This window comes from Pectobacterium jejuense (assembly GCF_026800125.1).
In the GTDB taxonomy this organism is placed as follows: domain Bacteria; phylum Pseudomonadota; class Gammaproteobacteria; order Enterobacterales; family Enterobacteriaceae; genus Pectobacterium; species Pectobacterium jejuense.
In genome coordinates this window covers 227,489-241,650 of the sequence record NZ_JAPQKX010000003.1, presented here as the reverse complement: position 1 = coordinate 241,650, position 14,162 = coordinate 227,489, and the positions used below count along the sequence as shown (strand labels likewise).

At 51.6% G+C, this 14,162-nt stretch carries 12 protein-coding genes; 4 read left to right on the top strand and 8 right to left on the bottom strand.

The window, feature by feature from the left end; all coding sequences use genetic code 11:
* Positions 1–11: 11 nt before the first annotated feature.
* Positions 12–2,309, top strand: a complete 2,298-nt coding sequence (locus NXT09_RS07500) for a TonB-dependent siderophore receptor (protein WP_268579306.1) — start codon at positions 12–14, stop codon at positions 2,307–2,309.
* A gap of 106 nt (positions 2,310–2,415) precedes the next feature.
* On the opposite strand, the gene NXT09_RS07495 is transcribed toward NXT09_RS07500, so the two are convergent.
* Positions 2,416–2,727, bottom strand: coding sequence for an ArsR/SmtB family transcription factor (locus tag NXT09_RS07495; protein ID WP_268579305.1), 312 nt, complete (start codon positions 2,725–2,727; stop codon positions 2,416–2,418).
* 260 nt (positions 2,728–2,987) lie between these two features.
* Between NXT09_RS07495 and NXT09_RS07490 the strand changes: the two genes are divergently transcribed.
* Positions 2,988–4,388, top strand: coding sequence for an RtcB family protein (locus NXT09_RS07490; protein ID WP_268579304.1), 1,401 nt, complete (start codon positions 2,988–2,990; stop codon positions 4,386–4,388).
* 149 nt (positions 4,389–4,537) lie between these two features.
* Here the strand turns inward: NXT09_RS07490 and NXT09_RS07485 are convergent, their stop codons facing one another.
* Complete coding sequence (locus NXT09_RS07485; RefSeq protein ID WP_240583754.1) at positions 4,538–5,044, bottom strand: DUF3060 domain-containing protein; 507 nt, start codon at positions 5,042–5,044, stop codon at positions 4,538–4,540.
* Between the two features lie 444 nt (positions 5,045–5,488).
* Between NXT09_RS07485 and acnB the strand changes: the two genes are divergently transcribed.
* Both acnB and yacL read left to right on the top strand, forming a co-directional pair.
* Entirely contained in the window at positions 5,489–8,086 is a 2,598-nt protein-coding gene (gene acnB, locus NXT09_RS07480; protein WP_205551634.1) for a bifunctional aconitate hydratase 2/2-methylisocitrate dehydratase, read from the top strand.
* 205 nt (positions 8,087–8,291) lie between these two features.
* Entirely contained in the window at positions 8,292–8,651 is a 360-nt protein-coding gene (gene yacL, locus NXT09_RS07475) for a protein YacL (protein ID WP_109411697.1), read from the top strand.
* Between the two features lie 85 nt (positions 8,652–8,736).
* On the opposite strand, the gene NXT09_RS07470 is transcribed toward yacL, so the two are convergent.
* The 6 genes from NXT09_RS07470 to ulaA all read right to left on the bottom strand — a co-directional run bounded on the left by NXT09_RS07470 (position 8,737) and on the right by ulaA (position 14,148).
* Entirely contained in the window at positions 8,737–9,411 is a 675-nt protein-coding gene (locus NXT09_RS07470; protein WP_268579303.1) for an amino acid ABC transporter permease, read from the bottom strand.
* Position 9,412: 1 nt separating this feature from the next.
* Positions 9,413–10,138 carry an amino acid ABC transporter ATP-binding protein gene (locus NXT09_RS07465; RefSeq protein ID WP_268579302.1) on the bottom strand — a complete coding sequence of 242 codons (726 nt, stop codon included), beginning with the start codon at positions 10,136–10,138 and terminating at the stop codon, positions 9,413–9,415.
* A complete protein-coding gene (locus NXT09_RS07460) occupies positions 10,135–10,815 on the bottom strand; it encodes an amino acid ABC transporter permease (protein ID WP_268579301.1) in 681 nt (226 codons plus the stop codon). Before NXT09_RS07460 ends, NXT09_RS07465 begins: the two co-directional genes overlap by 4 nt.
* 6 nt (positions 10,816–10,821) lie before the next feature.
* Positions 10,822–11,580, bottom strand: a complete 759-nt coding sequence (locus NXT09_RS07455) for a transporter substrate-binding domain-containing protein (RefSeq protein ID WP_268579300.1) — start codon at positions 11,578–11,580, stop codon at positions 10,822–10,824.
* A 589-nt stretch (positions 11,581–12,169) separates the two neighbouring features.
* Positions 12,170–12,835, bottom strand: a complete 666-nt coding sequence (gene fsa / locus NXT09_RS07450) for a fructose-6-phosphate aldolase (RefSeq protein ID WP_268579410.1) — start codon at positions 12,833–12,835, stop codon at positions 12,170–12,172.
* A gap of 53 nt (positions 12,836–12,888) precedes the next feature.
* A complete protein-coding gene (gene ulaA, locus NXT09_RS07445; protein ID WP_205551626.1) occupies positions 12,889–14,148 on the bottom strand; it encodes a PTS ascorbate transporter subunit IIC in 1,260 nt (419 codons plus the stop codon).
* Positions 14,149–14,162: the final 14 nt, after the last annotated feature.

The window sequence follows — 14,162 nt, the reverse complement described above, 5'->3', positions numbered from 1 at the left end:
GGATAATTTTGATGAAACTACCACAATCGCGTCGTTATCTGGCGACGCTCATTGGCGTTAGCTGCGGGATGACGTCGTTTCTGAGCGCTGCGCAGACCTCGCCTTCAACAGAACCTGCCCCTCAGGTGCAGAATCAGGCCGAAAGTAAAGCATCGGGCGACACGATGGTGGTGACGGCCGCTGAGCAAACCCGTCAGGCTCCTGGCGTGTCAGTAATTACGGCTGAAGATATCAGTAAGCGTCCGCCTGCTAACGATCTGTCCGATCTGATTCGCACCATGCCGGGCGTCAATTTGTCCGGTAACTCAACCAGTGGCCAGCGCGGTAACAATCGCCAGATTGATATCCGCGGCATGGGACCGGAAAACACACTGATTCTGGTGGATGGCAAGCCCGTGTCGAGCCGTACGGCCGTGCGTTACGGCTGGCGAGGCGAGCGCGATACCCGTGGTGACACCAACTGGGTGCCTGCCGATATGGTCGAGCGCATTGAAGTGCTGCGTGGCCCTGCGGCGGCGCGCTATGGTAACGGTGCAGCCGGCGGTGTGGTTAACATCATCACCAAACAGCCGACGCAAGAATGGCACGGCACCTGGAACACCTTCCTGAACGCGCCGGAGCATAGCTCAGAAGGCGCCACCAAGCGTACCGATTTCAGCCTGATGGGCGGCCTGACCGACAGCCTGAGCTTCCGTCTGTACGGCAATCTGAATAAAACCGAGGCTGATGCACGCGATATTAACCAAGGGCATCAGTCCGCACGCGCGGGCAATCAGTCAGCTTCACTGCCTTCCGGGCGTGAAGGCGTGCGTAATAAAGATATCAACGGCCTGTTGCGTTGGGATATGACCGAGCAGCAGTCGCTGGAGTTTGAAGCAGGTTCCAGCCGTCAGGGCAATATCTATGCGGGCGATACACAAAATACAAATACCGATGTCAATACAGGCTATGTTCGCGGTAATTATGGTAAGGAAACCAACCGCATGTACCGCCAGAATTTTGCGGTTACGCATCGTGGCTACTGGGACAGTGGCGTCAGCTCTACGTCGTATCTGCAATACGAACGTACGCACAATACCCGTATTCTGGAAGGATTGGCTGGTGGAACCGAAGGACTTTTTTCTGCGGCGGATACTTTCGGAACGATAAAGCTGGATAATTTTACTGCGCATAACGAAGTGAATATTCCACTGAATGTCTGGGTCGATCAGGTGCTCACGTTCGGGGTTGAATGGAACGAGCAGAAGATGAAGGATCCGGTGTCGAACATGCAAACGACAACCGAGGCGGGCAGTGTGGGTTCACTGACCAGCAGCGGTCGTAGTGAGAAATCCGCCGCTCGTCTGGCTTCTGCCTTCGTGGAAGATAACGTCCAACTGACGGACAGCACCATGCTGACGCCGGCACTGCGTGTCGATCATCACAGCACGGCAGGCACCAACTGGAGCCCGTCGCTTAACCTGTCGCAGGAACTGGGTGACGACTATACGCTGAAGTTAGGTATCGCTCGTGCTTATAAAGCGCCGAACCTATACCAGACTAACGAGAATTATCTCCTTTATAGCCGTGGACAGGGTTGTGCTGGCGGCACGTCCTGCTACCTGATCGGTAATGAAGACCTGAAGGCGGAAACCAGCCTGAATAAAGAGATTGGTCTGGAGTTTCACCGTGATGGGTTGATCGCGGGTATCACTTACTTCCATAACGATTACCGTAACAAGATTGAAGCAGGCAACAATGTCATCGGTAAAGCGGTGGGCGGAACCAATGCCCAATATGCCAACGCCAATATCTTCCAGTGGGGCAATGTACCAAAAGCCGTTATTCAGGGGCTGGAAGGTAACCTGACCGTTCCCGTCACGGAGACCATCAACTGGCGTAACAACCTGACCTGGATGCTGGAATCGAAAAATAAAACCACGGGTGATTATCTGTCGATTACGCCAGAATTTACCCTGAATTCATCGGTAGACTGGCAGGCAACGGAAAGCCTTTCCTTCCTGGCCGATGTGACCTGGTATGGTCGCCAGAAGCCGAAGAAATATAACTACAAAGGTGAGCGTGTAACGGGTAGCGCAACCAATGAGTTAAGCCCTTATGTGCTGTTCGGGTTAAGCAGTACCTATAAGTTTAATAAGAACCTGAGCGTGACCGGTGGGGTTGATAACCTGTTTGATAAACGCCTGTTCCGCGCGGGTAATGCGCAGGATGTGGTGAACAATAACGTGGTTACCATCGCGGGTGCCGGTGCGGCAACCTATAACGAACCGGGACGGACTTTCTTTGTCAGCGTGAATACGTCGTTCTAAGCTTTATATCCGTCATACTGAATCGCGAACGCCACGGTGCTATTGTGCCGTGGCGTTTTTTATGGCGTGCTGTCCCTGGCTGCCACCCTGCGGGTCGTTGCCGCTATCAGGGACAGAAAATACCTTTTAAGGCGGCGACGATTTTTTCCACGTCCTGATTTTCGATGCGGTAGTACAGCGTTTGCGATTCGCGCCGGTAGCTAATCAACCCTTCTTCACGCATTTTCGCCAGATGCTGCGAGAGGGCGGACTGGCTCAGCGGGATGTGTTCAAGCAGCGTGCCAACCGACATTTCACCGTGCTCGATAAGCAGGCAAAGCACCAGTAGCCTGTTCTCGTTGCCAATCGCGCGCAGCATCGTTGCGGCTTTTGCTGCACCGTCCTGCATAAATTCTCGATCCGAATTGCTCAACGCCATGTTCCTACCATCCTGCGTAACTGACTAATTTAGTGATACCTAATGTATTGAGCTTACCATACCCTCGGTCATGAGCGAGGATAATGACTGACATCGATAAAACAGCGCATAACTGAGCCAGCGCGATGCGACCTGCGGTTTACAATAGGGGCGTTCCTCCCTAAAATAGCCCGACATCCTTTCCTGAATCTGCTGCTGCAGGAAAAACAACCTTCTCTCCGAAACGGGAGGAGCGATTTTTTGTTTTTCTAGGTAGCACCATGTCTACATTTACTCGCTTACAAAAACGTTTATCCCGTTTGGGGATAGACACCGATTACCAACATTCTATTTATCATCTTCGCAGGCAGCACGCAGAAGCGCAGGTTCTGTTGCCGGACACGTTGCCGCTGGAAGAAAAGGCAGTTCAGCAACTGCTGGATTTCGCCTCGGTACACCTACCGGGCAGCGATGCACGCGTCTGTGCCGCACGCGCGACGCCGGATTTCCATCCCGGTACGCTTGCTCCTGTCGGCAGCATTGTCGCCACAACGGAGAACTTTGTTATCCCTGCGGCGATTGGGACGGATATCAATTGCGGCATGCGCTTGTTGACGACGGGCGTGCATCATACGGATGCCGATGAGCACAAACTCGCGCTGATTCAGGCGCTCAAAAACACGTTACTGATGGATCGGCGTGATGTTCCCGTTACGCCGGATTCGTTTTCCGCGCTCTTTGATGAGGGGTTGTCCGCGTGGCTGGCGGCACTGCCTCGGCAGGGGCTTTGGCAGGAGGTGGACTTCCGACGGCTGTCGGCGGAACTCGGCTCCATCGCTGGAACCGAGGCGGTTCGTGCCAATAGTCGACATGCGCCTGAGCCGTTTTTTGCATCTCGCGAGATACTTCGACCTTCCAGTTTGGGTACGGTCGGGTCGGGTAACCATTTCGTTGAGCTGCAAATTGTCGATACCGTGTTGGACAGGCACGCGGCGTATCAGGCTGGCGTGCAGGAAGGCGAAGTTGTGGTGATGATTCACACCGGTTCACGAGACGTGGGTTTTTATGTCGGCCAGCGTGGGATCGATAAAGCGCGAGCCTGTTGGCCTGCGGGAGAAAAATATCCGGCGTCCGGCCTGTTTGGTCTGGTTGATGAGCAGGCGACGGAGTATATGGAAGCCATGGGCGTCGCCGCACGCTATGCGTGGATCAACCGGATCGTGCTGACTGAACTGATTCGCTCTTCCTGGAAGCAGGTGTTTACGCATGACGCCAGCAAGCTGGTGGTCGATCTGTCGCATAACATTATTCTGCCGGAACATGGAATGAATCTGCATCGTAAAGGGGCGACGCCCGCCAAAGCTGGGGAATTTGCACTGATTCCCGGTTCAATGGGCGATTACTCTTATCTCGTTACAGGGAAGGGAAATCCCGATTGGCTGTGGTCGTGTTCACACGGTGCGGGGCGTGCCGAACGGCGGCAAAGTATGCGTAACAAGGTCGATACGGCGAAGCCGGCAGATACGTTGCCCTGGCAATGCATCACGCTGAAAGACGAACGCCTGCGGGAAGAAGCGCCAGCAGCCTATAAACCGGTTGCGCCTGTGATTGATATTCAGGCGCAGTCAGGGCTGATTCAACCTGTGGCACGGCTACGCCCGTGGCTGACGTTTAAGGCCTGATGTGACCCGCTCTAGCGGGAATTGATTCGATAGTCTTTGTACTAAAATAGTCTTTGTACTAAAAATAACGCCTCAATCGGCGAGCTGTCGATTGAGGCGTGTGTTCTTCGTTGCCCACGTCCATTTACCGGATGAGGGAATGCTACAAGTTATGGTTTTTGTTTGATGACGTTATTAGCACCGCTGGAAGAGAGTTTCGGTTCTGTTCCTCCCCATGAGAGGCGGTTGCTGATGCCATTAAAGGAAACAATCGCAGGGCCTTTAAAATCCAGATCGAGATGATGTTCCGTACCCGTCACATTCACCTTTGCTGGTTTATCCTCGGAAAGGATGTGCGTGCGGATGGTGTTTTTATACGCGGCGACGGTCAGGTCACCCGTCGATTGACCTGTGGCGGCAATCTCTGAACCGGTCACGGTAAGCGATGTTGCAGTATCGAACGTGATGTTGTGCTCAGAGCCCGCGACAGAAATATCGGCACATTTACCCGTCAGTACGATGTTATTGCCGTTGCCTGAAATATTGACATCATTGCCATTACAAGGAATATCGCGCGTTAAACCGATCCCCTCCAGCTCGATAGGGGCGGCATAGACGGATGCGGTGAACGCGAAAGCAGAGACGAAAACCATTGGCAGATACCGTGTTATCTTCATGGCGTTTTTTCCTGTTATCAAAGAGGTCATCCGGCATCATTGCCGTAAAGGCACCTATCATCTGTTAACACTTTTCCCGACTCTATTGCGAACATTCTGATTATCGCACGCCATCAAACGATGATTAATCGCGCTATGTTGTTAAAAACTTACCTATTATGTGGTTAACTCAGCATAGTTAGTGTGTGCCGTCAGGGACATGCTATTCTGCTGATGTCGGCATTTTTCAGCGATAGTGAAATTGGACACATAGCATAGTTGAATAAAAATTAATGTTGCTATTATGTGAACGAATTAACAATCAATTCAAATCCTGATATGCTGGCGAGGCTGGACCGGACACTCTACTACCTTACATCCACACGCTGGCACCCAGGCATGGACACCACAAGCGGGAACAAGAGCGCCGGGCATAATGAAGACAATGAGAGCGAGGAGAACGTCGTGCTAGAAGAATATCGTAAGCACGTAGCCGACCGGGCTGCGCAGGGGATTGTTCCTAAACCGTTAGATGCCACGCAGATGGCCGCGCTGGTTGAGTCACTCAAGAATCCCCCGGCGGGCGAAGAAGAAGTATTGCTTGACCTGCTGATTAACCGTGTCCCCCCCGGCGTTGATGAAGCCGCCTACGTGAAGGCTGGTTTTCTGGCTGCCGTCGCTAAAGGCGAAGCCACTTCCCCACTGGTCACCCAGGAAAAAGCAGTTGAGCTGCTGGGCACCATGCAAGGGGGCTACAACATTCATCCGCTGATTGATGCGTTAGACAACGACAAGCTGGCGCCGATTGCCGCCGAAGCGCTGTCTCACACGCTGCTGATGTTTGATAACTTCTACGATGTAGAAGAAAAGGCGAAAGCAGGCAATGCGCACGCCAAGAAAGTGATTCAATCCTGGGCCGATGCCGAGTGGTTCCTGTCCCGCCCGAAACTGGCGGAAAAAATTACCGTTACCGTTTTTAAAGTCACCGGTGAAACCAACACGGATGACTTGTCTCCGGCACCTGATGCCTGGTCACGCCCTGACATCCCGCTGCACGCGCTGGCGATGCTGAAAAACGCCCGTGAAGGTATCGATCCCGATCAACCTGGCGCCGTGGGCCCGATCAAACAGATCGAAGAACTGAACAAGAAAGGCTTCCCGCTGGCTTACGTCGGTGACGTTGTCGGTACTGGTTCGTCGCGTAAATCGGCAACCAACTCCGTGCTGTGGTTCATGGGCGAAGATATTCCTTACGTCCCGAACAAACGCGGCGGTGGTGTAGTGCTGGGCGGCAAGATCGCTCCGATCTTCTTCAACACGATGGAAGATGCCGGTGCGCTGCCGATCGAAGTTGATGTGAACGATCTGAATATGGGCGATGTGATTGATATCTACCCGTATGAAGGTGAAGTGCGCCGTCATGACACCAATGAAGTGCTGGCGACGTTCGCGCTGAAGACCGACGTACTGCTGGATGAAGTCCGCGCCGGTGGCCGTATTCCGCTGATTATCGGTCGTGGACTGACGTCTAAAGCGCGTGAGTCACTGGGCTTGCCGCACAGCGATGTGTTCCGTATTTCTAAAGCGGTTGAAGCCAGCAAAAAAGGCTTCTCGCTGGCGCAGAAAATGGTGGGACGCGCCTGTGGCGTTGCGGGTATTCGCCCTGACGAATACTGCGAACCGAAGATGACGTCTGTAGGTTCACAGGACACCACCGGGCCGATGACCCGTGATGAGCTGAAAGATCTGGCCTGTCTGGGCTTCTCCGCCGATCTGGTGATGCAGTCGTTCTGTCACACCGCGGCCTATCCGAAGCCGGTTGACGTGACCACGCACCATACGCTGCCTGATTTCATCATGAACCGTGGCGGTGTATCGCTGCGTCCGGGCGATGGGGTTATCCACTCCTGGCTGAACCGTATGCTGCTGCCGGATACCGTTGGTACAGGTGGTGACTCACATACTCGTTTCCCAATCGGTATCTCTTTCCCTGCGGGCTCCGGTCTGGTGGCGTTTGCTGCCGCGACGGGCGTGATGCCGCTGGATATGCCAGAATCCGTTCTGGTGCGCTTCAAAGGTAAAATGCAGCCGGGCATTACCCTACGCGATCTGGTTCACGCCATTCCGCTGTACGCCATCAAGCAAGGCCTGCTGACCGTTGAGAAGAAAGGCAAGAAGAACATCTTCTCTGGCCGTATTCTGGAAATCGAAGGTCTGCCAGATCTGAAAGTCGAGCAGGCGTTTGAATTGACCGATGCCTCGGCGGAACGTTCTGCGGCTGGCTGTACGATCAAGCTGGATAAAGAGCCGATCATCGAGTATCTGAACTCCAACATCGTACTGCTGAAATGGATGATCTCCGAAGGCTACGGCGATCGTCGTACGTTGGAGCGTCGTATTCAGGGCATGGAAAAATGGCTGGCCGATCCACAACTGCTGGAAGCGGATGCCGATGCCGAGTACGCGGCGGTGATCGACATCGATCTGGCCGACATCAAAGAGCCGATCCTGTGTGCGCCGAACGATCCAGACGATGCGCGCTGGTTGTCTGACGTGCAGGGCGAGAAGATTGATGAAGTCTTCATCGGTTCCTGTATGACCAACATCGGTCACTTCCGTGCAGCAGGTAAACTGCTGGATAGCCACAAAGGCCAGCTGCCGACCCGCCTGTGGGTTGCGCCGCCGACCAAGATGGATGCGGCACAGCTGACCGAAGAAGGCTACTACAGCGTGTTTGGTAAGAGCGGAGCGCGTATCGAGATCCCAGGCTGCTCGCTGTGCATGGGTAACCAGGCGCGCGTAGCGGATGGTGCGACGGTCGTTTCTACCTCGACGCGTAACTTCCCGAACCGTTTGGGAACTGGTGCTAACGTGTATCTGGCCTCTGCCGAACTGGCTGCGGTTGCTTCTCTGCTGGGTCGCTTGCCGACGTCAGAAGAGTACCAGACCTACATGTCGCAGGTGGATAAAACCGCGCAGGACACCTATCGCTATCTGAATTTTGACCAGTTAGGTCAATATACCGAGAAAGCGGATAGCGTGATCTTCCAGACGGCGGTCTAACTCGCTATAGTTCGCATCTCTACACCGAAGGAGGCCTTGTGCCTCCTTTTTTTCTGCCCGTTTTATACCCGTCATACCTCACGCTGCCTGTGCATTGGTGGTTGGCATCGTGCCTTTGCAGCATGAAAGGTGAAGGTGTATCACGACGATAGGGGGCAGAGGCGACTAAACTGAACAAAAGAAACATAACAGTGAGGATGGCATCATGGACTATGAATTTTTGCGGGATGTGACGGGCCAGGTCATCGTTCGTATGTCGATGGGACATGAAGCGATCGGACACTGGTTCAATGAAGAAGTGAAAGGCCAACTGACGATCTTGACTGACGTCGAAGATGGCGCGCGTTCCGTCGCAGGTAGCGAGCGGCAGTGGCGGCGCGTGGGCCATGAATACACGCTGTCGCTGGATGAAGAAGAAGTGATGGTGCAGGCAAATCAGCTGTCTTTCACCACGGATGAGCTGGAAGAGGGCATGAGTTATTACGACGAAGAGAGCCTGTCTTTATGCGGTCTGGATGATTTTCTGACGCTGGTGGAAAAGTACCGCGAATTCGTCCTGCATTGACAGAACGGTGAAGGAAAAGCGTGCTGGAATCAGTACGCGGGGAACCTTTGGCCGTTATCTGCATCAATCATCGCCCACTGTCAGGTTAGGCCTGAGTGAGGACAAGTAGCTTGCGTTCAATGATTCTGGACAGCAGCACAATAAAAGAAATCAGCACTAAGTAAACCAGCGCAGCGAACAGGTAGGCACTGAAAAACTCAAAGTTAGTTGCCGCGACTTCCTGGATGCGGGAAAAAAATTCAGTGTACTGGATGAGGAAAGCGATGGTGCTGTCCTTGATATTATTAATGACCTGATTAGTCAGTGCGGGCACTGAGGTGATTAACACCTGAGGCAATATCATCAAGCGGAATATTTGCCACTGGCTAAACCCTTGTACGACGGCCGCCTCTGTCTCGTACTTGTTCAGGGAATTGTAAGCGGTGGTCATATAGGCAGCGTTATAAGCCCCGATATTCAGGGTAAATCCCGTTACCGCGACAGCGAAAGGCGATAAGTTAATACCGGTTTGTGGCAAGCCGTAATACATGACAAATAAAATAAGAATTAATGGCGTGCCGATAAAAAAATCCATATATATTTCTGTTAGCTTTTTAACGGCAGGTCGATTGCTGATACTCAGAAAAAAAATAAATATGCCCCAGAAAAATCCCGTGAGAGAAACCACTATCGCCAGCTTTACTGTCTGGCTGATTCCATCAAGCACCAGTGGAAGCTGATCTATCAGCTCGTGATAAAAACTCATCCATCCGGCAAGCATATTACTTTTCTCCAAAAAAATAATGGATGTCCGGCTCGCCATTGAGGGCTGACAGCTCTGCGAAAGATCCTTCGGCCCGGATCCTGCCATAATTTAGGAAGGTCACTCTGTCACAAAGCTGTTTAGCCAGACGTATATCGTGGGTGACGCATAATACGGTGACTTTCCGCCGGTGAAGCTGCTTAATGAGCGAACCCACCTCGCGGGTCATGAGCGGATCGAGGGCGGATGTCGGCTCATCAAATACAATGATTTCAGGATCGGTAACCAGAGCGCGGATGAGAGCAACGCGCTGTTGCTGGCCGCCAGAGAGCTGTGAAGGGTATTTCATACCGTGCTCCTCCATCCCCAGCCTTTCCAGTTCATATAAGGCTTTAGTTCTGGCATCACGTTCGGAGACGTTAAAGACTTTACGCAGCGCCAGAGTAATATTGTCCATAACGTTCAGATGGCGATATAGCGCGTAGTTCTGAAAAACGAATCCAATTTTTTTCCTGAAATCGAGAATATTAAATTTTTTATCGGCAACGTTCTGACCATGAAAAAATATATTACCCGTATCCGGGCTTTCAAGCTGAGCCAGACAGCGCAGCAGCGTCGTTTTGCCACAGCCCGATGGGCCCATGACGATTTTTATTTCACCATGCTCAATCTGTAAATTGAGATTATCCAGTACCTTTTTGCTACCGAGTGTTTTACTGACCTCGCGTAATTCTATTAACGTCATCTATTGTCACCCTGATTTTTCAAGCTATCGCCCGTTACCTGAAATCTCATTTCAAGCCGCCTTACGGCAATAATAGATAATTTGTAAATGAGAAAATAAAGGATTGCCGCCAGCGTATAAATGACCAGACCGTTCATCGTGACCGCTGTCAGGGACATGGCCTGCTTGGTGATTTCCGGTATGCCAACGGTGTAGGCAAAAGGTGTGGCTTTTAATACCGATGAGAATTCGTTGGCTACCCCAGGAACAGAAAAGCGGAGCATTTGCGGTAGCTCGATGTATCTTATAATTTGTAATTTCCCTAAACCTGCGGTCTTGGCGGCGGTAATCTCTGATGGATCGACCAATTGAAGCGCACCACGGAACACTTCCGCAAGATAACTCCCGCTGATTAATCCAATGCTAATGTTCATGGCAAGCAGGGGGGGAATGCTCAGGCCTATTGCCGGAAGGCCGAAATAAACGAGGAAAACGGCGATTAAAACGGGAATACCACGAAAAATGAAGACCAGAATATCCAGTATGTTCTTCACCGAGGGAAAAACCAGTCGCCGTAACACGGCGACGGTTAATCCAATAACCAAGGCTGATGCAAAACACGTCAATGTAACGATGAGCGTGTACTTGACACCTTCAAACAAGAAATAATAGATGTTTATCATGTCTTGCGATGACATCGTTTTTTATTTCATCCACTTATCTACGATGCCCGATATTTTTGCTTCACCCTGTTCATTCAGCCAGGTATTAAAGTCATCGCGCACTGGGGAACCTTTCTTAAAGGCAAACCCAAGGTGGTCAACGCCTTTGAAAACATAGCGGCTTTCAATCGGGGCTTTTTGCTTGTTCTTGTAGTTAAAGTAAACCGGGTCTTCTATGAAGGCGAGATCTAAGTTGCCATTTTTCAAGTCGGCAATGGTTTCATTATAAGAGGGGTAAAGTTTTACTGTGCTGAGCGAGTAATATCCTTTGGGTTCCAGATCGGTTTTTATCAAATCGGCGTAAGCCATACCTCTGGGAAACCCTACGGTGTATTTTTTTAAATTATGTAGATCGCTCAAATCGATGTCGCGATTATTTAAACTGACCAGATGAAACGAATTCACATAATAAGGAGTAGAGAAGTCCATGACTTTCTTGCGTTTATCTGTGATTGATATCCCTGAAAACGCCACATCAGCCTGACCACTTGCCACGGCACCCAGCATGCCATCCCAGGAATATTCCGTTATTTTCAGTTTGCAGTTTCTTTCTTTGCAATAAGAAGAGAAGAGTTCAAGATCGATCCCTTCTAATTTCCCGTCAGCGGATTTAAATAGCATCGGGGGTGACGCTGGAGAAACCGCAACGTTAAGTGTCTTTCCATCGACAGGATTGGCGGCGAAAGCCGTAAATGAGGTTATTCCTAAAATTGTGCCTAATAAAAATGTTTTGAGTAACATGCTGGACTCCTGAATGTAATATACCCGTCATACTTCAAGTTGCATGTGCGTTGGCTACGTTCAGTCACCCGAATCACTTACCTGAGTAAGCTCATCGGGATTCCCTCTCTTGCCGCCTTCCTGAAACTCGAATTATTTAGGGTAGGAAGATACATACGTATTTTGAATCAACCATAGGAGAAAAGTATTGCCACTATCGCTGTCGGCAAAGGGTAAAAGCCGCATTTCAAATAAGAGCCGTATTTCTGCCAGAATACAGAGCCTCAGCAATGCGCCATTTAAACCTTAATTTAAACTTATAAGACAAGTAGTTTAATATTGTAACTATTGATTATTGTTATTATCACCAAAAAAACTACTAAGTGATAAATATAATCACCTCTTTCTTAATGTGCAAATTTTGTCCAATCAATTATCTTATGGGAGAACAGAGCTGTGGCTACGGTGAGATACCGCGTGTTCGCATGAGGTCTGGTGTGGGGGAAATGGGTGATTCAGCGCTCGCCTTTGAATCCGCGAGAAGGGGGCAGAGGTGGGTTTACAAACCGTGTAAAACACCACCCGGCGAGCGAGTGGTGTTTTCCATCAATCAACCAAGATCGGCATGACCAAAGCGTGCTTGCCAGTCATGATCGAACCGGTTAAGCGCATCTTCAACCGCGGGATCTTGCAGGAACAGTTCTGCCACGGCAGGGTCGACGGTAATCGCCCGGCACCCCGCCAGCAGGCAGTCCAGCACCTGACGCGGCGTGCGAAAGCTGGCTGCCAGTACCTGAGTCTGCGGGCTGTGCAGGTTAATCAGGGTTTGCAACTCTTTCACGAGCGCAATCCCATCGCCACCCTGCGCATCAATGCGGTTGACGTAAGGCGCAATATAGCGAGCACCAGCCAGCGCGGCATAAAACCCTTGTCCCGCACCGTATACGGCGGTGCCGAGGGTGGGTATATCCAACGCCGTCAACAGCCTGATAGCGCTCAAACCCGCATGCGTCACCGGCACTTTGACAACCAGAGAAGGAATTACATCTCTGAGCTTCAATGCCTCTTCCACCATCACATCAGGATCGCGCGACATCACCTGAGCAAACAGCTGTCCTTCCGTGCCGATAACGGCCTGCATGTCCCGCAGCACGCTGTAAATATCGGATTTTCCGCGTGCGACAATGCTTGGATTGGTGGTCACGCCTTTAATCGGCAACACGCCAGCAAGTCGTTCTACTGCGGCGACATCCGCCGTATCTAAATAGAATTCCATCATTTCCCCCGTTAACTAAAACCGGTCTGTCGGATGACATTCATCATGCGGACTTAGCGCACGATAATGCCCAGCAGAATCCCCACTGCGCCGAAATCGGAATCGCTGAACGTGGTGTTCGCCAGTCCGATACTGCCCAGCACTGGCAGCAGGAAAACAGGCAGGAAGGTAATCAGCAGTCCGTTGGCAAAAGAGCCTAGAATCGCACCGCGACGTCCGCCGGTGGCGTTACCGAACACACCAGCCGCTGCGCCGACGAAGAAGTGCGGCACTACGCCAGGAATGATCACCGTTAATCCCATCAGGTAGAGCAGGACCATACCGATCACCCCAGCCGCAAAGCTGCTCAGGAAGCCGACCAGAACGGCATTCGGGGCATACGGGAAGACAACGGGGCAATCTAATGCCGGTTTAGCGTTGGGAACCAGTTTGTCAGAAATGCCTTTAAACGCAGGCACGATTTCCGCAATCACCATCCGCACGCCTTGCAGCACGATGTATACGCCAGCGGCAAAGGTAATGGATTGGATCAGCGAAAACATGAACCAGTTTTTCCCACCGGCGTTCATCGTTTTCACCGCTTCCGGACCGGCAAACAGACAGGTGAAAATGAAGATGAAAAACATGGTAAAGGCGATGGCAACCGGCGTATCACGGAGGAACAGCAGGCTCTTCGGTACTTCCATGTCCTCTGTTGATTTCTCTTTATTACCAAACTTGCTGCCGATAAATGCCGACAGCAGCTGTGATATCGCCGAGAAGTGACCAAAGGCGACGTCATCCGAGCCTGTGACTTTCTTCATATACGGGTGAATAATGGCAGGGAACAGCACCATTGATACCCCAACGACCAGCGACCCAACGGTAATCAGCAGCACGCCTTTCATGCCTGCGGTCGCCAGAATCACGGCAACCATCATCGACATAAACAGCGTGTGGTGGCCAGTCAGGAAAATGTATTTCCACGGCGTAAAGCGGGCGATCGCGATATTAATGACCATCGCAAAGAACATGATCATTGCCATCTCGGTGCCGAAGTTCTTCTGTGCTACCGCGACAATGGCTTCATTGTTCGGTACGACACCGGCGATACCAAACGCATGGTGGAAAATCTGGGCGAAATCTCCCAGCGAGGACACGATCAGGCTCGCGCCTGCACCGAGGATCAGGAAGCCCATGACGGTTTTCACCGTGCCCTTGATGCATTCCGTAGCCGGTTTTTTCTGTGCAATCAGGCCGATAAGCGCAATCAAACCGACCAATATGGACGGCTCAGACAGCACATCACTCATTAAAAAACGGAAGAATTCCATTTTTAATCCCTCGC